This is a genomic window from Mycobacterium sp. IDUB_37 (assembly GCF_055419245.1).
In genome coordinates this window covers 70663-90608 of sequence record NZ_JBVAXG010000007.1, presented here as the reverse complement: position 1 = coordinate 90608, position 19946 = coordinate 70663, and the positions used below count along the sequence as shown (strand labels likewise).

Below are 19946 nucleotides of genomic sequence, written 5' to 3'. Positions count from 1 at the left end.
ATGACGAAGAAGCGCATCGTAATTGCCGTGGTGGTGACCGCTGCCGTCGTAGCAGTGGGTGTCATCGGCGCCAAGTTGTTCTGGCCGAAGTTCGACGACTCCAGGGCGATGTGCGCCGAGTTCACCGACGGCGTGGGGCTTTACCCAGGCAACAAGGTGCAATTGCTGGGTATCGACGTCGGCGTGGTAACCGCCGTCACCAACAAGCCCGATTACGTCAAGGTCGACTTCACGGTGGCCAAAGATGTCGACCTGCCTGCCGACGTCGGCGCCGTCACGTTCTCGCAGTCGATCGTGACCGACCGCCATGTTGAACTCACCAAGCCCTACAGCGGCGGCCCCAAGTTCACCGGCTCCCAGTGCATCAAGCTGGACGCCACCAAGACACCACTCGGAATCAGCGAGACCTTCGCTGCCGCAGACCATCTGATCGACACTCTGCTGGGAACCGAACCGGGGCAGGACCCGTCCAAATCGTCCGGCGCGCAAGCCATCAACGACACCCTCGGAGTGGTGAGTAAATCGTTGGAGGGGACCGGCCCGGGACTCAATCAGACGCTGCGTGACCTGGTCGTCATCCTCGGTGACCCGCACGAGCTTGACGACGGTGCCCGGCAACTCGTCGACAACGGTGAGCTGCTCACCTCGACCCTGCTGGCGAACTGGGGCAACGTGGCCACCGCGCTGGTCACGCTGCCCGGCAGCCTCGCCATGATCCAGGGGCTCGCGGACGGCTTCGGGAGCGCGCTGCACCATCTCGCGCACGCGTTGCCCATCCTGGTCGACGCGCTGAACCGTTTCGCACCAAGGGTTTACAACAACATCACCGACAAGCTGGTGCCCTTCGTCAGGGATGTGCTCAACGCCTACACCCCGAACATCGTCGGCTCCATCAATGCTCTCCCGCAGCTGACGAACTGGGCGCACGACAACTACTACCCCGCGTTGGGAACCCACAACGTCACATATCTGCCGCCGCAGGTGGCTGTTTCGCCGCCGCAGGCCAGTGCGATCTGCTCGGTGCTGCGGGAGCGCAAGACTCCGGGTAGCGACGCGGCGTGTGCGCCCGGTACTGCCTCCGATCCGGTCACGCTGGGCCTGACCGATCTGATCCTGGGGAACGCCTTGTCATGACCCGACGATCGATACGCGGACTGATCGCGCTGCTGGGTGCTTCGCTAGTCGTTCTGACGGCGGGATGCTCACTGGACCCGACCAAGTTGCCGGTGCCCGGCTCGTATGTCCCCGGCGAGAAGTACGGCATCAAGATCGAATTCTCGAGTGTGCTGAACCTGCCGGCCAAGGCCAAGGTGGACTACGGCGGCGTTCGGGTTGGGGTCCTGAACAAGGTCGAGTTGGTCGAGAACACGGCCGTTGCCTACGTCGATATCTCCAAAAGCGCAGCGCTGCCGGAGAACACCCGGGCCGAACTCCGCCAGGCCACCGTCCTGGGCGACATCTACATCGCGCTACTACCGCCGGACAAGCCGGCCGCGCGACCGCTACGTGACGGCGACACGATCCCGTTGCGCAACACCGTGCCGGCCGACAACATCGAGAACATCCTGCGGGGAGTGTCGAACCTGGTAACCGGTGGCACACTGACCACCCTGCAGGACTCACTGGTCAGCCTGAACAACGCGTTTCCGAAAGATCCCGCCGAGCAACTCCGGATCCGCAACAAGCTCACCGGCGTGTTGAGCGACCTGGCGGCCAATCAGGCCACCATCGACGACATCCTGGACAGCGCCGAGAGCGTGACCAGAACTCTGCACGCCGACGCCGGAGTTCTCGACAATCTGATGGCCAACGGTCCCGGCAACCTCAACGCAATGACGGGCGTGCTGCCGAACATCCTCGAGCTGCTGGTCTATCTGCAGGGCCTCGGCCGCGCGGGCAATGACTTGCTGGTACCTCACACCGGCGATTTCATCCAGATGCTCTCCTACATCACGCCTTTGGTCGGATCGATCGCATCGGCGGACACCACGGTTCCGGTCAACTCTGACAAGTTGCTCGGCCTGGTGCGCGACAAGCTGATCCCGTTCTTCGGCAACGGCGGGCCGAAATTCAACGTGTCCGAGGTTCATGGTCCGCGCGGGAACCCGCCGGACGTGGATCCTGCGGACAGAGCCGACCAGGCGGTCTCGGCCATGCGGACGATGGGGATGCTGCCATGAGGTTCAACGCCACAACCACTTTGGTGATCCTGGCAGTGATGACGGTATTCGGGGTGGGATACCTCTCCTTGGAGGTACTCAAGAAGGACCCGACCGTGACGCCCACCCGGGTTACGCTCGTGCTCGATAAGTCGGGCGGTCTGCTGCCCACCTCGCAGGTGACGATGCGCGGGATTCAGGTGGGCAAAGTGACCGGAATCCAAGCCACGCCAACGGGTTTGCGGGTCTCGATCGATCTCGACCCGGCCCATCCGGTTCCAGCCGACAGCCCGATCAGCATCCAGAACCTCTCCCTGGTGGGGGAGCAGTACATCGACTTCAAGCCGAAACGCATTGCGCCGCCGTACTTCAACAGTGGTGCAGTGATTCCCGCCGATCGTGTCGCGCCGTCGGTGACGGTGAGCGAATTGCTCGCGAAGGCGAATGCGGTGCTTTCAGTGATCAATCCGGCTCACGTTCAAAGCATCGTCACCACCGTGTCGCAGACCTTCGCCGACAACGACGCGACCTTTGACTCGCTGGCCACCACTGCAGGGCTGATTTCCAAAATGGAGTTGGAGAACAAGCAACTGCTCACCACGCTCTTCGGCAATGTCTTCACGTTGGTCGACGATCTGAACGGCGTGCACGCCGACGCATCGCTGCGCCAGGCCGGCGCGGTACTGCCGAGTGCGTTGGTGGCGTTGACCAAGTTGGTGCACGGCACCGATGAGTACTCGCACGCCGCCGACGGGACCTTCGCCCAAGGTGCTCCGGTACCGGTGATGGTCGACCACATCAACGGATACATGGATGATCTGTCGGGGCCGCTGGGTACCTTCGCCACCGTTCTGGAGCCGGCGACCGCGCCACTGCGCGGGCTCAATGTCAACGGCGGGCACTGGTTGGACTTCTGGGAGTCGACCTTCAACAACTCGGGTGCACTGCGGGTCCAGGTGAATGTGCCCGAGGGGCAGTAACCCGAAGGGGAATACATTGAAGGTTCGAGCATGAGCATCAATATGGTCAAGGAGGCCGAATTGGCCGCGGGGGAAGAGGACGCCCAAGGCAGCGGCGAAGACGGCGTGAAGGCCGACAGCGCAGAAGCCGACAGCGAGGACGAGGGCCCAGCCGAAGTCGCCGAGGCTGAGACCGCCGCCGTCAACCTCGAAAAAGACGCCCAGAAAGACGCCAAAGACGAGGCGAAGAAGGCTGCGAAGAAGGCTGCCAGGAAGGCGGCCAGGAAAGCAGCAGCCGAGGAGGCCGCCGCGAGAGACGCCGAGAATGCCGGCGACGACGCGGAAAGCGACACCGAGGATGCGGTTGCCGAGGACAGCGAGGAAGAGGCGAAGCCAGGCCGCTTCAGCAAGCTACAGCGCCCGAAGTCCTTGTGGCAGTGGGTTGCGGCGGTGCTTGTGGGGGCGGCGATCGGTGGCGGGGTGTTCGGTTACATCCAGTACAACCGGCTGAACCACGAGCTGACCGCGCTACGCCAGACACAATCCGATCGCGAAGTTGCGGCCAGGCTGGCCAAGGAATACGCGCTGAAGTCGCTGACCTACACCTTCGAAGACCCAGACGCGTTCTTCCGTTCCGTGGAGAGTGGTGTCTCGCAGTCCCTCAAGGACAAGTACGTCAACGCCACCAACATTTTGAAGGGCGTCATGGTGCAGGCGCAGGTGACGTCGTCGGGCGAGGTGTTGGCCGTCGATGCCGTTCCCCAGCCCGGTGACGTGTTCCAAGTGGTGGTGTCGGCAGCCCAGACCACCCGCAACCTGCAGAATCCGAAGCCGCGCGTTTCGCTGATCCTGCTTCAGGTGACCGTCAACAAGACCAAGGATGGCTGGCAGGTCTCCGACATCGGGCCAAAGACCGGTAGCCACGCGGGATTGGCGGATCAGATGGCACCGCCGCCGGCACCCGCGCCCGAGTCCGGACCGCCACCCCCAGCGGCGCCGCCGGCACCCAGACGCTAGTTAGCTGAGGGTACGCACACGTAACGCTGCCGCGAAGACCAAGGGGAAGTCTTCGCGGCAGCGTTACGCCCGCTTACATCAGGTGCGCGCCCCGCGGTAAGTGTCGGTGCCGCGGAGGTGGTCAGTGTCCTGGTCGCCGGATTCGCGGCCCCACGCTTCGTCATTGAGGCCGTCGCGCTGACGTACCTCGTCGCGGGTTGCGGACCGCTCGGCTTGGTCGGCCTTGATGGTGGGGTCGATGGTGTCGGCGTGCTTCCACTGCTCGTCGAGTTGCTCTCGGGACGTCGCGACCTCACTCTGGTGCGCGGCGGCGCGTTGTTGCAGGCGGGCCGCCTCGGCCGCTTTGGCCTCGGCCTCGGCCTGGGCCGCACGTGCACGCGCTGCCGTCTCCTCGGCCAGTGCCTCGCGGCGCTCGACCCGAGCGGTCTCCAGACGTGCCTGTTCGCGGATCTCTTCGGCCTGCTGAACCTGGCGGCGCCGCTTCTGCTTGGCCGCGACGACAGCGAGTGTGGCGCATATTGCGATGACAACCAGTGCGGCGATCACAATCAACACGATATTGCTGGTACTCATGGTGAGCTCCGTCAGTAGATCGGTTTGCGGTGGTATAGCGGCCGTCTGTACCGAATCCCCGTATTCAACAGATATAAAACAACCGATTTGACGCTGCTGACGGTGAGATGCGGGAGGCGATCGTCAGTTGAAGTCGAGGGCCTCGACGGTCGCGGTCCCGCCTTCGTGGGACGGCCGGTTTGCGCCGCCGATCACGTAAATGGTGTGGCCCACCGTGGCAACGGCCTCGCCATGGCGCGCGGTCGGCATCGGCGTCAGCGTCGACCACTTGGCCTCGGCGATGTCGTAAGCCTCGACCACGGCCAAAACCTGTGTGGGTTCTTCGCCGCCGACCGCGACAATCCTGCCATCGATGAACGTGGCGCCGTAGCTGCCGCGTGGCGTGGGCATGTCGACCAACTTGGTCCACGCGCCGGTCGCCGGGTCGAACCGCTCGAGAGCCGCGGAGTTCTTGTCGGCCGACAGGAAACGCCCGCCGACGCTGTACACGTAGGTGCCATCGGAGACTGCGGCCAGGTGCTCGCGCGGGGTCGGCATATCGGCGGCGTCCGTCCAGGAGTTGCCGTCGAACACTTCGGTCTGCGGCACCAACTGCTTGGCGTTCTGCCCGCCGACGATGACGAGCTTGTCGCCCACCACCGCCGCTGCCGCTCCGGCCCGGGGATGGGTCAGGCTCGGCAGTTCGACCCAGTTATTGCCCCGCAGCGCGAATACTCTGTTGGATGCGTTCGCGATGCTGTCGCTGGCGCCCCCGAGCACGACCACCTCGCCGCGGTAGGTTGCCGCCGTGGCGTGGTGCAATCCGATCGGCAGTGGAGGACCGGTTTCCCATACGCCCGTACTCGGGTCGTAACTCTCGACGGTGGTGAGCACGGTGCCGTTGTAAAGGCCGCTCATCAGCCAGATCTTGTTGTTGAGCACCGTCCACGCCATCATCAGCCGGGGACTCTTCGCGTCCGGCAGGCTGCGCCATTGCGACGCGGGTTGGGTCTCGCGGACCGGCAGTGTCAGGGACTCGGCTGTCGAGACGACCTGCTGATCGGCGGTGCCGGTCGACCCTCCGATCGCGTAAATCGTCTTCTCCACGGCGGCCAAAGCCATGCCGTGCCGAGCGGTCGCCATGTCCGGCAGCGCGTCCCACCTCTTGGCGGTCAAATCGAACACCGTCACGCTCTTGAGGACTTCACCGCCCGACAGTCCCCCTGCAGCCACCAATCGGCCATCGGTGATGGCGATGCCGAGGTCACTGCGCGGCCGGGCCAACGGCGGCAAGGTCGCCCAGGTCTTGGCGACCGGGTCGTAGGCCTCCACAGCGGCCGAGTCCGTGCTTCCGCTCGCGCCGCCGACCGCGTAGACCAACTTGCCGTCGGAGGCTGCGGCCAGATACTGCCGTGGCGTCGGTATGGGTGTGCCGAGGGTCCAGGAGTTGCCGTCGAAGATCTCCGTCGTGTTCAGCAGCGCACCGTCGGCGTCCACGCCGCCGGTGACGATGATGCGGTCACCGACAACCGCCGCGGCCGCGGCCGCCCTGGGTTGCAGGAGGCGGGGCAGTTCGACCCAGTGGCTGTTCACCATGCGCCAAACCTGGTCGCTGGCAACGTTTTTGGCGCTGGCTGTCTTCCAGCCACCAAGCGCCACGGGGTTGCCCTGCCAGGTCACCGCTGCGGCGCGCTGCACCGGGACGGGAAGGTCGTCGCCGCCTTTCCATTCGTCGATGGCGGGGTCGTAACCCTCCTGACGTCCGGTGACGGCGCCGTTGCTTCCGACGCCACCGAAAATCCAGATGGTGCCGTCGGATTGGGTAGTCGCTGCCGCGTCCCGGGCCACACGAGCGTTGGTGATCGGCTTCCATTGAACGGGCGGCTTGGGGTGCGATTGAGCCGTGCTGGCCGGCTTCTTCTCACCCGATGTCATCAGGAACACGCCGCCGGCCACCAACAACAGGACCACCACGATCGCGCCGGCCACGATCAGTCGAGTTTTCTTGGTTCCCGACGAGCCGAGCAGCGCGGTTGCCCTCGACCCCGGCGATTTTCGACCCGATGAAGGCACGGGCGACTTGGCAAGCCGGGGCTCAGTTCGTGCGCCGTGCTTGTTGCGCGACCCGCCCGCGGCCTCGGGGAACTCGTCTCGCGCATCGTCACGGGGCGCGATCGGCTGTCTGATCGATGACGTGACGTGGTCAACCGGCGGCGGTGCCTGGCGCGAGCGGGACGCCGCTATGGACGTATCTGGGTCCGGCGGTTGCCCGTGCCGACTAGTCGCACCGGGCGGCGTCAGCGAGACCCCCGGCGCCAGGATCGCAGTCCGTCCGGTGCTATCCGCCGACCTGGTGATCGCCATGGCGTCAGGCTTCAATCCGTTGTGGCGCTGCGCGGCCTGCAGGTCGTGACCAAATGCCTCGGCCGACTCGGGCCGGTTGGCCGGGTCGATCGACATCGCCTTCTCGATCGCCGAGCACACCGCGTCGGGGATACCCTCGGATCGCAGATCAGGGACCCCGGTTGAACTGATCCGCAGATACTGCGCGATCAGGTCTTCGCCCTTGCGACGCTCATGTGCGGCATTGCCTGCGATCAGGGCGTAGATGGTGGCGCCGAGTGAGTAGATGTCGGCGGACACCGTCGCCGGGTTTCCGGTCATCACCTCCGGCGAGGTGTAGTCGATCGTGCCGGAGAAGAATCCGGTCTGCGTCTGGAAGCCGCCCTCGATGTGCGCGATCCCGAAGTCGCTGAGTTGCGGTTCGCCGTAGTCGTTGATCAGCACATTGGCCGGTTTGATGTCGCGGTGCAAAGTGCCGTTACGATGCGCGGTTTCCAGCGCCCCGCACAATTTCACGGCTATCCGCAGAGCTTCGGGCCAGGGGAGTGAGCCTTCGTGACTCAGTCGCACCGCCAGGGAATCCGCGGCGTGATAAGGCATCACAATGTAGGGCCGATTGCTGGTGGTCATGCCGACGCGCAGGATATGGACGATGTTCGGGTGTCCGGAGAGGCCGCCCATTGCGTAACCCTCACGCAGAAAACGTTCCTTGCCGCCCTCGTCGAAATGTGTTGGCAGCACCTTCACCGCAACGCTGCGGCCCAGCGCCGTCTCGTAGCAGCGATAGATCACCCCGGCGCCGCCACGGCCGACTTCCCGCGCGTCCTCGAAGCCGGCGGCCGCCAACTCCACCACGATCCCGCTCGGGGGAACGTTTTCCGGGGGTACTTCGGGCATTTTGTCGCGCTTCTCCTCGGCTGCATTGGATGATTCGCGAGGTCAACAGTAGCGAACCTGTTGCGTGCTGGGGAATGTTCTGGCAACTGTAGTTCTGTCGGGTCGCGATCGAGATTGTGCAAAGGAGAATGGTTGTCATGCCATTGGATCTGACCGCGTATTTCGATCGCGTGAACTACCGCGGTACTGCTGAACCGACGTTGGGCGTCCTTCAAGATCTGATGACGGCGCACACCAAGGCGATTCCTTTCGAGAATCTGGACCCGTTGATGGGCGTGCCGGTGGCCGATCTGGGCCCAGAGGCGTTGATCGACAAGCTGGTTCACCGAGGCCGGGGCGGTTACTGCTACGAGCAGAACGGCTTGATGGGCTATGCGCTGGCCGAAATCGGATTTCGGGTGCGCCGGCTGACGGGGCGCGTGGTGTGGATGCGCCCGGCCGACGCACCGCCGCCCGCACAGACACACACCGTTCTGGCGGTGACCTTCCCCGGTTGCGGAGGACCGTATCTCGTCGACGTCGGGTTCGGTGGCCAGACGCCGACGTCGCCGCTTCGCTTTGAAACCGGAGGGGTGCAGCAGACGACACACGAGCCGTACCGGCTCGACGATCGTGGTGACGGATTCGTCTTAAAAGCTCAGATCGGCGACAACTGGCAGGCGCTATACGAATTCACCAGCCAGACGCGCCCGCAGATCGACCTCACCGTCGGCAGTTGGTACGTATCGACCCATCCCGCGTCGCAGTTCGTCACCTCCATGATGATCGCGTTGGTCACCGACGATGGCCGGATGAACCTGTCCGGCCGCCACCTGGTGATCCATCGGGCCGGTGGCAGCGAAAAAATCCTGCTGGATGACGCGGCAGCTGTGGTGGACACCCTGAGTCAGCGGTTCGGAATCAACGTGGCCGACGTCGGCGACCGTGCTGCGCTCGAAGCCCGCATCGAAGCATTACCGGTGGGGCAGCCAGGAACCGATGCGGCGTAGGCATTCTCCGATGTCGTCGGTGGGCCCGGCGAAGGACAGCCGGACAAATGAATTGCCTCGGGCCGGGTCGAAGTCGACACCGGGTGCGATGGCAACGCCGGTATCTGCCAACAGTTTTGAGCAGAACGCGAGTGAGTCGTCGGTGAAGTCGGAGACATCCGCGTAGACATATAACGCGCCATCGGTGGGCGCCAGTCGGTCGAGGCCGATTTGGCGCAGGCCATCGAGCAGCAGCGAGCGATTGACCGAATAGTGCTGCAGATTCGCCTCGGCCTCGGCGATGGCCTCCGGGGTGAATGCCGACACCGCGGCGATCTGTGACAGCACCGGCGGGCAGATGGTGAAGTTACCGGTGAGGCAGTCCACCGCCCGACGCAGTTCGGCGGGCACCAGCAACCAGCCCAGTCGCCAGCCGGTCATCGCGTAATACTTGGAAAAGCTGTTGACTATGAACGCATTTCGCGAAGTCTGCCAGGCGCAGCTGGTCTGCGGCGCGCCGTCGTACACCAGGCCGTGGTAGACCTCGTCGCTGATCAGTTGCACCCCGGAGTCGTCGCACCACTTCGCGATGGCCGCCAGTTCCGGCGCGGGTATGACGGTTCCGGTTGGGTTGGCCGGGCTGGCGACTACGACACCTTGCACCGGGGGGTCGAGTTCGGCGAGCATCTGCGCGGTGGGCTGGAACCGGGTTTCCGGCCCACAGGGGATCTCGACGACTTCACATCCCAACGCGGTCAGAATGTTTCGGTAACACGGGTAACCGGGGCTGGCCATCGCCACCCGATCACCTACGTCGAAGCAAGCCAGGAACGCGAGCAGGAAGCCGCCGGACGAACCAGTGGTGACGACGACCGCATCGGGTTCTACCGAGATGTCATGCTGGCGTTGGTAATCGGCCGCGATCGCGGCGCGTAGCTCCGGAATGCCCAGCGCCACCGTGTAACCCAACTGGTTGAGATGCAGGGCGGAGGCCGCGGCGGCGCGCACCGGCTCCGGGGCACCGACGCTGGGTTGGCCGGCCGACAGGTTGATCAAGTCGCCATGCGTGCGTTGGCGTTCAGCGGCCGCAAGCCAGACGTCCATCACATAAAACGGTGGGATGCCCGCTCGCAGTGCGACGCGATTTTTCACGGTGTCGGGAGGACTTCTGATTCCAGACGGCGCAGCAGCTCCCGTGGCGAGTCCAGGAGCTGCGTACTACCGTGCGCGCGTTTGAAATACAGGTGCATATCGTGTTCCCAGGTGATCGCGATGCCGCCGTGCATCTGGATGCCTTCAGCCGCCACGATATTGAGCGCCTCGGTCGCCGCCAGACGCGCGGCTGCGGCCTTGCTGGCGGTGGGTTCGGCGCAGGCTTCGTTGACGACGGCCTTGGCCGCGGCCACCGTGACGTACAGGTCAGCCATCCGATGCTTGAGCGCCTGAAAGCTGCCGATCGGGCGGCCGAACTGGACACGGCTCTTGGCGTAGTCGACGGTCAACTCAAGACAGCGTTCCGCTGCGCCGATCTGCTCGGCCGCCAACAGGATTGCCGCGATGTCGGCCAAGCCGGGGTCATCGCCCAGGGGGGCGGTCTCCTCGGGGCGCACCCGCGCCAGCCTGCGGGTCAGATCCATCGTTGAGACCGGCTCGGCGTCGAACCGGGTCCATCGGCTCAGTTGACCGTCGTCGGCGGCGACGACGACGTCGGCAATGTCTCCGTTGATCACGTAGTCCGGGTCGAGGACCAGCGCGCCGATGGAACGGCCTTCGGCCAGAGCCTCGAGAGTCTCCGCATCCGGCTCAGGCGCGGCGAGCAGCGCGAGTTCAGCGAGCGTGGTGCCCAGCAGCGGAGACGGCACCAGCGCGCGGCCCAGCTCCTGCAGAACCGTTGCGGCATCGGCAAGTTCGCCGCCCGCACCACCCAACTCCTCGGGGATGACCAGCGCGGCGGCGCCCACCTGCTCACACAGCAGCGCCCAGAGCGACTCGTCGTAGCCGCGTTCGGATTCGATGGCGGCTCGCACCGCCGCCGGACCGGCATGCTTGCTGACCAGGGAGACAACGGTTTCCCGCAGCATCTCCCGTTCTTCATTGATTGTCATAGCGCCTCCAGAACTCGTCGCCGGTGCGTTTCCGGGGTACCCCAGGCCGAACGCAGCGCCTGCACCCGCAGTAGCTGTAGCGACAGGTCGTGCTCCTGAGTGAACCCGATCGCGCCGTGCGTCTGCAACGATGACCGCGCGGCCAGCAGTGCCGCCTCGCCCGCCGCGACCTTGGCCGCGCTGATATCGCGGGCATCCAGCGACACCGCCGCGCCGTACACCAACGGGCGGGCCAGTTCGATGGCGATGTGAACGTCGGCGAGCTTGTGTTTGATCGCCTGATAGGAGCCGATCACCCGGCCGAACTGGGTGCGTTGTTTGGCGTAGTCGACGCTGCCGGACAGTAGCGCTTCGGCCGCGCCCACCAGCTGGGCCGCGGTCGCCAGCACGCCGAAATCGTAGGCGCGCTTGGTATCCGCCTGCCAAGTGGAGCCGGTTGCGGTCACGTCGAAGAGGCGCCGGCTGGGGTCGACGGACTCGTGTTCAGCGCCGACCTCAGCTTCACTGACCTGCTCGCCCGCGACCAGCACCAGCCCGGCGGTATCGGCGTTGACGGCGCGCGGAACGTCCGGGGGCAGGGCGACGGTGGCGATGAGTTCACCGGAGGCGAGTGCGCCGCTGCGGTCATCTTCGATCAGCAGGATCGGCGTGACGGCGATGGATTCGGTCACCGGGCCCGGCACGCACCAGCGTCCGAGCCGTTCCATCGCCACCACCAGGTCGACCGGAGACGCATCGATGCCGTCGAACTTCTCCGGCACGATCAGTGCGGTGACGCCCAGGTTGGCTAATTGTTCCCATATCTTGCGGCCCGGCGCGGTGTCTCCTGCGGACCAGGCGCGCACCGCGTTGGGCAGGTCCGCGGCACCCAGGGCCGCGTCGATGCTGGCCGCGAAATCACGTTGCTGTTCGTCGAGTGCGAAGTACATCAGCGTTGCTGCCCCTTCTGTTCGCGAGGCAGACCCAGCAGCCGTTCGGAAATGATGTTGCGCTGAATTTCGTTGGTGCCGGCGTAGATCGGCCCGCCCAGCGCAAACAGCAGGCCTTCGGTCCAGGGGCCGGCCAGCTCACCGTCTGCACCCCGGATGTCCAGCGCGGTCTGATGCAACTCCACATCCAGATCCGACCAGAAGACCTTGGTGATCGACGATTCTGCGCCCAACTCGCCGCCGCTGGCCAGCCTGGTGACGGTGCCGAACGTCTGCAGCCGGTAGGCCTGCGCTTTGATCCACCCGTCGGCGACCCGATCGGCTAATTCGGGTGGGGAGCCGCTGTGTTTCCACAACTGCACCAGCCGCTCGGCGGCGGCCACGAAGCGGGCCGGACTGCGCAGTGACATGCCGCGCTCGTTACTCGAGGTGCTCATCGCGGCGCGCCAGCCGTCATTCGGGGCGCCGATCACGTCCGCGTCGGGTACGAAGACGTCGTCGAGGAAGATCTCGCCGAACCCAGTGTCGCCGCCCAATTGGACGATCGGGCGCACGGTGATGCCGTCGGCTTTCAGGTCGAACATGAAATAGGTCAGCCCGTTGTGTCGTTGCGCTTCGGGGTCGGAGCGGAAGAGCCCGAATCCCATGTCGGCGAACGGCGCGCGCGAACTCCAGATCTTCTGCCCGTTGAGCAGCCAGCCACCGTCCGTCCTGGTCGCGGTCGAACGCAGCGAGGCCAGATCGCTACCTGCCTCGGGCTCGGACCAGGCCTGCGCCCAGATCTGTTCGCCGCTGGCCATTTTCAGCAAGATTCGGTCGAGCTGCTCCTCGGTGCCGTGCGCGAACAGGGTGGGCGCCAGCATGGAGGTGCCGTTGGCGCTGGCCCGCCCCGGCGCCCCGGCGGTGAAATATTCCTCTTCATAGACGACCCAGTGCAACAGGGGCGCCTCGCGGCCGCCGTATTTCTTCGGCCAGTTGATCACCGACAAGCCGGCGTCGAAGAGCACCTTGTCCCAAATGCGGTGCTGAGCAAAGCCTTCCGCGTTGTCATAGGACTTGGTCGGGATCGCTTCCCGGTTGGCGGCGAGGAATTCGCGCACTTCGGCCCGGAAGGCCGACGTATCGTCATCGAAATTAAGGTCCACCTTCAGTCCAACTCTCGCAGTTGCGGTTTGACCACCTTGCCGCCGGCATTACGCGGCAACGCGTCGACGAACCGCACCGAGCGTGGTGCTTTGAAGTTCGCCAAATGTTCACGGGTGTAAGCGATTACCTTCGATTCATCGATGTCGGCGCCCGGCCGGGTGATCACGAACGCCCGGCCGACCTCGCCCAGTCGTTCGTCGGGGACACCGATCACCGCGGCATCGGCGATGCCGTCCATGCGGGCGAGCACCTGCTCGATCTCGGCGGGGTAGACGTTGAAACCACCGCAGATGTACATGTCCTTGAGTCGGTCGGTGATGCGCAGGTTGCCGGCATCGTCGACAGTGCCGATGTCGCCGGTGTGCAGCCAGCCGTCGGAATCGATCGCGGCAGCCGTCGCGTCGGGATGATCGAGATAGCCCAGCATCACGTTAGGCCCGCGCAACAGCACTTCCCCGGTCTCACCAATGCGCAATTCGAAGTCGGCGAACGGACGTCCACAGGTGTTGGCCACGGTGACCGCGTCGTCTTCGGGACGGCAGGCCGTCCCCATGCCATTGGCCTCGGTGAGTCCGTACGCGGTGAGCACGATGTCGATGTCGAGTTCGGATTGCATCCGTTCCACCAGCACCACGGGGACGGTGGCCGCGCCGGTGACAGCAAAACGTAGTGAACTCAGGTCGTAGTCGTCGCGCGCCGGATGATCGAGCAGGGTCTGATAGATCGTGGGCGGTCCGGGCAGCACGGTGATGCGGTGCCGCTCGATTGCCTGCAGCGTTTTGAGCGGGTCGAACGTCAGGAGCGGGATCAGCGTCGCGCCGGTCTGCAGGCAGGCCAGGATGCCGGCCTTGTAGCCGAAGTTGTGGAAGAACGGATTGATGCACAAGTAGCGGTCGGCGATGGTGATCTTGCCGTTGGCCGCCCAGGAGGCCGAGGCAGCCAACGATTGCCGGTGCGCGCACAGCACGCCTTTGCTGCGACCGGTGGTGCCCGAGGTGAACAGAATGTCGCTGACGTCGTCCGGTGTGACGGCGGCAGCCCGGGCGCGTGCCGTTTCGGCGGCGTCGGGATTGTCCCCGCGCGCGATGAAGTCGTCCCAGGTCCCGTCGTCCTCGTCGATCGGGATGCGGACGATGTGCCCCAACGCGGGCAGCGCCTCGCGGTCGAGGTCAGCGGCGCGATCGGCACCCAGGAACCGACCCGCCGCAAACAGCACCGGAGCGTCGGTGCGGGCCAGGATGTCGGCGGCTTCAGCGGCGGTGTAGCGCGTGTTCAGCGGCACCATCGCGGCGCCGACATGGTGAATGGCCAGGCAGGCCACCACCCAATGCCAGGTGTTGGGCGACCAGATCGCCACCCGGTCTTTCGCGGCGACGCCGAGCGTCACCAGAGCGGCCGCCGCGCGATGCACCTCGTCCCGAAGCGCCGTGGCGGTGAAGCTGCGGTCATCGGTGAGCAGCGCGTCATGGTCGGGGTACAGAAATGCGAAACGATCCAGCGCCGCGGGCACGGTGCGGGGATCGCCGGTCATCGGATGCTCCTTCTCAGCCGGGCTTGGCCGGGCTGCGCTTGCCCGGTCGTCCCCACGGTAGCCACGCTAACAAAGCAAGTGCTTGGTAGGTTAGCCTACAGGTTATGCAGGAGGTCGAGGAGTTCCGGGCCGAGGTCCGCCAGTGGCTTGCCGACAATCTGGTCGGCGAGTTCGCAGCGCTGAAGGGCCTCGGCGGACCGGGTCGCGAGAATGAAGCAATCGAAGAGCGCAGGGCATGGAACCAGCATCTCGCCAAGGCGGGGCTGACCTGTCTGGGCTGGCCGGTAGAGCACGGCGGGCGGGGGCTGTCGACCGCCCACCGGGTGGCCTTCTACGAGGAATATGCGAAGGCCGATGCTCCGGAGAAGGTCAATCACTTCGGCGAGGAACTGCTGGGGCCGACGCTGATCGCATTCGGCACCCCGGAGCAGCAGCAGCGCTTCCTGCCGCGCATCCTCGACGTCTCCGAGCTGTGGTGCCAGGGCTATTCGGAGCCTGGCGCCGGGAGCGACCTGGCCAACGTCTCGACCACCGCCGAGTTGGACGGCGACCAATGGGTGATCAACGGCCAGAAGGTGTGGACGTCGCTGGCGCACATGGCGCAGTGGTGCTTTGTGGTGGCGCGCACCCAGAAGGGTTCCAAGCGGCACGCCGGGTTGTCGTATCTGCTGGTGCCGCTGGATCAGCCGGGTGTGGAGGTGCGCCCGATCGTGCAGATCACCGGTTCCGCGGAGTTCAACGAGGTGTTTTTCGACGACGCTCGTACCGATGCGTCGCTGGTGGTTGGCCAGCCGGGCGACGGTTGGCGGGTCGCGATGGGGACCCTGACGTTCGAGCGCGGTGTCTCGACGTTGGGTCAGCAGATCATCTACGCGCGTGAGCTTTCCAATGTGGCCGGGCTGGCGCAGCGCACCGGCGCGGTCGACGACCCGTTCATCCGGGAGCGGCTGACCCGGGCCTGGACCGGCCTGCGGGCGATGCGTTCGTATGCCCTGGCCACTATGGACGTCGAGCAGCCGGGCCAGGACAACGTGTCAAAGCTGTTGTGGGCCAACTGGCATCGAAGTCTGGGTGAACTCGCCATGGATGTGCTCGGCAAGCCCGGACTAACGCTGACCGACGGAGATTTCGACGAGTGGCAGCGGCTGTACTTATTTACCCGCGCCGACACCATCTACGGCGGATCGAATGAGATCCAGCGCAACATCATTGCCGAGCGGGTGCTCGGCCTGCCTAGGGAGGTGAAGGGTTGAGTTTGTCTGAAGCGCCCAAAGAGATTGCCGGACACGGACTTCTGGAAGGCAAAGTCGTGGTGGTGACCGCGGCCGCCGGCACTGGCATCGGCTCGTCGACCGCGCGGCGCGCGTTGGCCGAGGGTGCGGATGTCCTGGTCTCCGATCACCACGAGCGACGGTTGGGGGAGACGGCCTCGGAATTGGCGGCATTGGGGCTGGGCCGCGTCGAGAGCGTGGTGTGCGACGTGACGTCCACTGCCCAGGTCGACGCGCTGATCTCGTCGGCGACTGCGCGATTCGGGCGCCTGGACGTGTTGGTCAACAACGCCGGGCTGGGCGGGCAGACGCCGGTGGCCGACATGACCGATGAGGAGTGGGACCGCGTCCTGAATGTGTCACTGACGTCGGTATTCCGCTCCACTCGCGCGGCGCTGCGCTACTTCCGCGAGGCACCGCACGGCGGGGTGATCGTCAACAACGCCAGTGTGCTGGGCTGGCGGGCGCAGCATTCGCAATCGCACTACGCGGCGGCCAAGGCCGGGGTGATGGCGCTAACCCGTTGCAGTGCAATAGAAGCCGCGGAATACGGGGTGCGGATCAACGCGGTGTCGCCCAGCATTGCCCGGCACAAGTTCCTGGACAAGACGTCGTCGTCTGAGCTGCTTGACCAGTTGTCGGCGGGCGAGGCGTTCGGGCGCGCGGCGGAGCCGTGGGAGGTGGCCGCCACCATCGCGTTTTTAGCCAGTGATTATTCGAGTTACTTGACCGGTGAAGTGATTTCAGTCTCCAGTCAGCATCCGTAGCCGTTCGGATTCGGTATCTCACGAAATTCCGGCGCGGAATATTGCCTACTGCATCGGCCTACAATTGACGGCAAGCTCAGACGGCGGTTTGGCCCGAGTTATCGCTGGCCATCCACACGGGGGAAATCAGATGCGCAGTAGTTGACTGCTGGTAGGAGGGGTTGTGCCATGACGTATGGGTCGGATCCGCAACCGTGGGGACAGCCCCCGAATCCCGCCGACGGTGCGACGCAGGCCGGTTGGCCCCTGCCGGCCCAGCCTTATCCGCCGGCACCCTCGCCGGGGCCCGGATGGCCCGGGCATGCGGCACCTCCGCCTCAAGCGGGCTGGCCGGCCGGACCGCCTATGCCTGGGGGCCCGTACGGGCCACCGCCCCAGCCGCGCAACCGGAAACCGCTGATTATCGGCTTATGCGTGCTTGCCGCCGTGCTGCTGGTCGTGGTCGGCGTGGTTGCGCTCGTGTCGTCCAGCGACAGCGGATCGGATAAGGCCGGTGACGCCATCAAGGGCTACCTCGATGCTCTCGCGCGCGGCGATGCCGCGGCAGCACTGAGTTACAGCAGCGATCAGCCCGGCTCCACCGATTTTCTGACCGATGACATTCTCAAGAAGCAGATCGCCCAGTGGCCGATCACCGGGGTCAAGATCCTTGATGACGACTCAGGGCACGGTCTCAGCTTTGCGCGGGTGCACGTGGTCGCAAAGTTCGGCGACAACACATCCGATGTCACGATTTCGGTGAAGAAGTCCGGCAAAGCATGGAAGCTCGAACACGCGGCGATCAAAGTGGAACCCCTCGGCGCCGTCAACAACGAAGCACTCAAGACGCTGCAATTCTTCGGCAGCTCAGTCGGCACTTCGCCGGTGTACATTTTCCCGGGTTGGCTCGACGCAACCAGCAGCAATTCGAATCTGGCGGTGAAGCAGAAGAAGGCGTTCCTGCTCGATGGGCTGTCGTCCACGGGCGGCTACTTCAACGACTTCGACTTCTCGCTCAGCGATACCGGCCAGTCGGCGACGATGTCGGCGATAACGGCGGCCCTCGCCGCATGCACGGCATCCAACCAATTGGCGCCGCGCGGATGCCCCCAGCATGCCTATGACCCGGACATTGTCGACGGCACCGTCAGTTGGGGAACTCCCGACACGAGCGGTCTCAAGCCCAGCATCTTCGATCCGTACCACCTCGAGGCCAGGTTCAGCGGCGATGTTCAATTCCCGCTGACCGCCAAGACGAAGTCCGGGGGTACGAAAACCGGTGTCGTGCGGTCCTACTTGAGTGCGAAGTCCGATGTTGCGCAGAATCCGCCCGAGGTTTCCATCCGGTAGTTCCCGGGCGACGGCGGCCTGCAGATCACTCCAGTCACTTGCGTCACTGGAAATGTCGGCATGACCGCTTCGAGAAAGCGATATCGCCGGCGGTATCAGCCCAGATTCTTGAGCAGATTTGTGATGCTGAGCAGACCCGCAACGCCGGTGCCCGAGTTGAGCAGGCCCGAATTCAGGCCACTGAAAAAGCCGGGTGGGTAGCCCGGAACTAGGCCTGGGATGCCGGTGTTGAAGAAGCCGGAAATATTTCCGTTGACGACCGAGCCACCGTTTGCGGTGTTGAAGAATCCCGACACGTTGCCGGCGTTGGGCCCGGTCACCGAGTTGAAGAAACCTGAAGTGTTAGGCCCCGTGTTGCTGAACCCCGAGTTCGGGACCCCATTGTTGGTGGCGGCTCCGAAGCCCGTGTTGGTGTTGCCCGAGTTGTAGAAACCGGTGTTGGTGGAGCCGGAATTGCCGTCGAAGGTATTGAGAGTGCCGGAGTTCTCGTTGCCGGTGTTGTAGCTACCGGTGTTCCCGTAGCCGGTGTTGTTGGAGCCCGCGTTCCCGAAGCCGGTGTTCAGATCACCCACATTGCCGAAGCCGAAGTTTCCTTGGCCGGCGTTGCCGAAGCCGATGTTGCCGAAGCCGATGCTTTGGAGCTGGCCCAAGTTAGCGGGATCGATGTTGACACCGGAGCTGAAGAATCCGACGTTGCCGTCGCCAGAGTTGAAGAACCCGATGTTGCCGTTACCCGAGTTGCCGAAGCCGATGTTGCCGCTGCCGGAGTTCAGCCCGTTGAAGACGAACTGGCCGTTGGCCGTGTTGTAGTAGGCGTTTCCGAGCCCAATCAGGTTGCTGCCGGTGAGGCCGAAGCCGATGTTGTTGTTGCCGGTGTTGCCGGCGCCTTGGTTGCCGATGCCGGTATTGCCCAGCCCGACGTTGTTGTTACCGAAGTTGCCCAGACCGAAATTTCCGCCGGTATCAATGGTGTTGCCGCGATTACCGAGTCCGATGTTGCCGGCGCCACGGTTTCCGAAGCCGAAGTTCCCATTGCCGATGTTGCCGCTACCGACGTTATTGGTGCCGCGGTTGCCGCCGCCGACATTGGAGTTGCCGGTGTTCCCGTTGCCGAAGTTCCCTGCGCCGGCGCCGCTGTTGTTGCCGTTGCCTACGTTGCCGCCACCCTTGTTGCCAATGCCCAGATTCGGGTCTCCCGGCGCGGCGGGGCCGACCGGTTGCGCGCCGAAAAGGCCTCCGATACCCGGCAGACGCTGCAGTGTCTGCTGCCACGACGACAGCTGCGCGGCGGCGTCGGATGCGCCGCCGTGATAGCCGACCATTGCAGCGACATCGGCGGCCCAGAACTCTTCGTAGATGCCCTCCGCCGCGGCGATCGCAGGTGCGTTGAGTCCAAGGAAATTCGACCGGACCAACTGCACAAACGCGTTGCGATTGGCGGCGATCGCCTCCGGATGAACAGTGGCTGCCTTGGCCGCCTCGAACGCACTGGCCACCGCGTTCGCTTGGCCTGCCGCGTCGAAGGCTCGCACTGACGTGGCTTCCAAGAATGCCGTATACGGCGCCGCTGCAGCCGACATCGCCTCGGCCGCTGGTCCCTGCCAGGCTTGTCCGGCCAGATGCGTGGTCACGGAGCTGAAAGCGTTTGCCGCTGAACCCAGCTCGTCGGCCAGGCCGGACCAAGCCGCCGAGGCTTGCAGCATGGGCGATGAGCCGGCCCCCAGGAACATGCGTAATGAGTTGATCTCAGGTGGGAGAACCGAAAAGTTCACAGCGTTGACCTCCGAAGGCAGTCGCTAGTCGCAGAACTGATGGGAACGGGAAAACCCTACGACGCGAATTTGACAGCGGTGTGAAATTTCGCTGATTCGATAGCTGAGGCAAACGCTCGGGGCCACTGCGGCGCTCGGAGTGATCGTTTGAGGCCGAAACCTGCACGTGCGCAATGATGTTTCGCTCAGAATGCGCGCATG

The 19946-nt window shown here is 64.7% G+C and carries 16 protein-coding genes; 8 read left to right on the top strand and 8 right to left on the bottom strand.

All coding sequences use genetic code 11. The features are described 5' to 3' along the window. The 4 genes from ACZY1I_RS22380 to ACZY1I_RS22365 are packed head-to-tail and all read left to right on the top strand — an operon-like array spanning position 1 to position 4135. Complete coding sequence (locus ACZY1I_RS22380; protein ID WP_463757342.1) at positions 1–1134, top strand: MlaD family protein; 1134 nt, start codon at positions 1–3, stop codon at positions 1132–1134. Then, complete coding sequence (locus ACZY1I_RS22375; protein WP_463757338.1) at positions 1131–2180, top strand: MlaD family protein; 1050 nt, start codon at positions 1131–1133, stop codon at positions 2178–2180. The genes ACZY1I_RS22380 and ACZY1I_RS22375 overlap by 4 nt, the downstream gene beginning before the upstream one ends. Further along, on the top strand, positions 2177–3139 hold the full coding sequence (locus ACZY1I_RS22370; protein ID WP_463757334.1) for an MlaD family protein: 963 nt from the start codon (positions 2177–2179) through the stop codon (positions 3137–3139). Before ACZY1I_RS22375 ends, ACZY1I_RS22370 begins: the two co-directional genes overlap by 4 nt. 30 nt (positions 3140–3169) lie before the next feature. Next, positions 3170–4135 (top strand): hypothetical protein, encoded by a 966-nt coding sequence (locus tag ACZY1I_RS22365; RefSeq protein WP_463757330.1) that lies wholly within the window; start codon positions 3170–3172, stop codon positions 4133–4135. A 78-nt stretch (positions 4136–4213) separates the two neighbouring features. Here the strand turns inward: ACZY1I_RS22365 and ACZY1I_RS22360 are convergent, their stop codons facing one another. Then, a complete protein-coding gene (locus ACZY1I_RS22360; RefSeq protein WP_463757328.1) occupies positions 4214–4708 on the bottom strand; it encodes a hypothetical protein in 495 nt (164 codons plus the stop codon). Positions 4709–4831: 123 nt separating this feature from the next. Then, positions 4832–7927 carry a Kelch repeat-containing protein gene (locus ACZY1I_RS22355; RefSeq protein WP_463757325.1) on the bottom strand — a complete coding sequence of 1032 codons (3096 nt, stop codon included), beginning with the start codon at positions 7925–7927 and terminating at the stop codon, positions 4832–4834. A 137-nt stretch (positions 7928–8064) separates the two neighbouring features. On the opposite strand from ACZY1I_RS22355, the gene ACZY1I_RS22350 reads away from it, so the two are divergent. After that, positions 8065–8916: an arylamine N-acetyltransferase family protein gene (locus ACZY1I_RS22350; protein ID WP_463757323.1), complete on the top strand. Its 852-nt coding sequence runs from the start codon at positions 8065–8067 to the stop codon at positions 8914–8916. Here ACZY1I_RS22350 and ACZY1I_RS22345 read toward each other — a convergent pair. From ACZY1I_RS22345 to fadD3, 5 genes are read right to left on the bottom strand one after another with little or no spacing between them, the layout of a single operon-like run. Then, positions 8881–10047 (bottom strand): pyridoxal phosphate-dependent aminotransferase, encoded by a 1167-nt coding sequence (locus ACZY1I_RS22345; RefSeq protein ID WP_463757321.1) that lies wholly within the window; start codon positions 10045–10047, stop codon positions 8881–8883. The genes ACZY1I_RS22350 and ACZY1I_RS22345 overlap by 36 nt on opposite strands. After that, positions 10044–11000: an acyl-CoA dehydrogenase IpdE2 gene (gene ipdE2 / locus ACZY1I_RS22340; RefSeq protein WP_463757319.1), complete on the bottom strand. Its 957-nt coding sequence runs from the start codon at positions 10998–11000 to the stop codon at positions 10044–10046. The genes ACZY1I_RS22345 and ipdE2 overlap by 4 nt, the downstream gene beginning before the upstream one ends. Beyond that, positions 10997–11929 carry an acyl-CoA dehydrogenase family protein gene (locus ACZY1I_RS22335; protein ID WP_463757317.1) on the bottom strand — a complete coding sequence of 311 codons (933 nt, stop codon included), beginning with the start codon at positions 11927–11929 and terminating at the stop codon, positions 10997–10999. The genes ipdE2 and ACZY1I_RS22335 overlap by 4 nt, the downstream gene beginning before the upstream one ends. Beyond that, entirely contained in the window at positions 11929–13074 is a 1146-nt protein-coding gene (locus tag ACZY1I_RS22330) for an acyl-CoA dehydrogenase family protein (protein ID WP_463757315.1), read from the bottom strand. Before ACZY1I_RS22330 ends, ACZY1I_RS22335 begins: the two co-directional genes overlap by 1 nt. A 2-nt stretch (positions 13075–13076) precedes the next feature. Then, positions 13077–14606: a 3-((3aS,4S,7aS)-7a-methyl-1,5-dioxo-octahydro-1H-inden-4-yl)propanoate--CoA ligase FadD3 gene (gene fadD3, locus ACZY1I_RS22325; protein WP_463757312.1), complete on the bottom strand. Its 1530-nt coding sequence runs from the start codon at positions 14604–14606 to the stop codon at positions 13077–13079. Positions 14607–14710: 104 nt separating this feature from the next. On the opposite strand from fadD3, the gene ipdE1 reads away from it, so the two are divergent. From ipdE1 to ACZY1I_RS22310, 3 genes are all read left to right on the top strand, one after another. Next, positions 14711–15859: an acyl-CoA dehydrogenase IpdE1 gene (ipdE1, locus tag ACZY1I_RS22320; RefSeq protein ID WP_463757308.1), complete on the top strand. Its 1149-nt coding sequence runs from the start codon at positions 14711–14713 to the stop codon at positions 15857–15859. Next, positions 15856–16644 (top strand): (5R,7aS)-5-hydroxy-7a-methyl-1-oxo-2,3,5,6,7,7a-hexahydro-1H-indene-carboxyl-CoA reductase, encoded by a 789-nt coding sequence (gene ipdF, locus ACZY1I_RS22315; protein ID WP_463757306.1) that lies wholly within the window; start codon positions 15856–15858, stop codon positions 16642–16644. The genes ipdE1 and ipdF overlap by 4 nt, the downstream gene beginning before the upstream one ends. Positions 16645–16812: 168 nt before the next feature. Continuing rightward, positions 16813–17973, top strand: coding sequence for a hypothetical protein (locus ACZY1I_RS22310; protein WP_463757304.1), 1161 nt, complete (start codon positions 16813–16815; stop codon positions 17971–17973). Between the two features lie 95 nt (positions 17974–18068). Here ACZY1I_RS22310 and ACZY1I_RS22305 read toward each other — a convergent pair whose 3' ends face one another. Continuing rightward, positions 18069–19745 carry a PPE family protein gene (locus tag ACZY1I_RS22305; protein WP_463757300.1) on the bottom strand — a complete coding sequence of 559 codons (1677 nt, stop codon included), beginning with the start codon at positions 19743–19745 and terminating at the stop codon, positions 18069–18071. Between the last annotated feature and the right edge of the window lie 201 nt (positions 19746–19946).

What these genes read in the sequence shown, in the direction of transcription:
- ACZY1I_RS22380 (WP_463757342.1), top strand. Translation starts at nt 1, where the DNA reads ATGACGAAGAAGCGCATCGTAATTGCCGTGGTGGTGACCGCTGCCGTC.
- ACZY1I_RS22375 (WP_463757338.1), top strand. Translation starts at nt 1,131, where the DNA reads ATGACCCGACGATCGATACGCGGACTGATCGCGCTGCTGGGTGCTTCG.
- ACZY1I_RS22370 (WP_463757334.1), top strand. Translation starts at nt 2,177, where the DNA reads ATGAGGTTCAACGCCACAACCACTTTGGTGATCCTGGCAGTGATGACG.
- ACZY1I_RS22365 (WP_463757330.1), top strand. Translation starts at nt 3,170, where the DNA reads ATGAGCATCAATATGGTCAAGGAGGCCGAATTGGCCGCGGGGGAAGAG.
- ACZY1I_RS22360 (WP_463757328.1), bottom strand. Translation starts at nt 4,708, where the DNA reads ATGAGTACCAGCAATATCGTGTTGATTGTGATCGCCGCACTGGTTGTC.
- ACZY1I_RS22355 (WP_463757325.1), bottom strand. Translation starts at nt 7,927, where the DNA reads ATGCCCGAAGTACCCCCGGAAAACGTTCCCCCGAGCGGGATCGTGGTG.
- ACZY1I_RS22350 (WP_463757323.1), top strand. Translation starts at nt 8,065, where the DNA reads ATGCCATTGGATCTGACCGCGTATTTCGATCGCGTGAACTACCGCGGT.
- ipdE2 (WP_463757319.1), bottom strand. Translation starts at nt 11,000, where the DNA reads ATGACAATCAATGAAGAACGGGAGATGCTGCGGGAAACCGTTGTCTCC.
- ACZY1I_RS22335 (WP_463757317.1), bottom strand. Translation starts at nt 11,929, where the DNA reads ATGTACTTCGCACTCGACGAACAGCAACGTGATTTCGCGGCCAGCATC.
- fadD3 (WP_463757312.1), bottom strand. Translation starts at nt 14,606, where the DNA reads ATGACCGGCGATCCCCGCACCGTGCCCGCGGCGCTGGATCGTTTCGCA.
- ipdE1 (WP_463757308.1), top strand. Translation starts at nt 14,711, where the DNA reads ATGCAGGAGGTCGAGGAGTTCCGGGCCGAGGTCCGCCAGTGGCTTGCC.
- ACZY1I_RS22310 (WP_463757304.1), top strand. Translation starts at nt 16,813, where the DNA reads ATGACGTATGGGTCGGATCCGCAACCGTGGGGACAGCCCCCGAATCCC.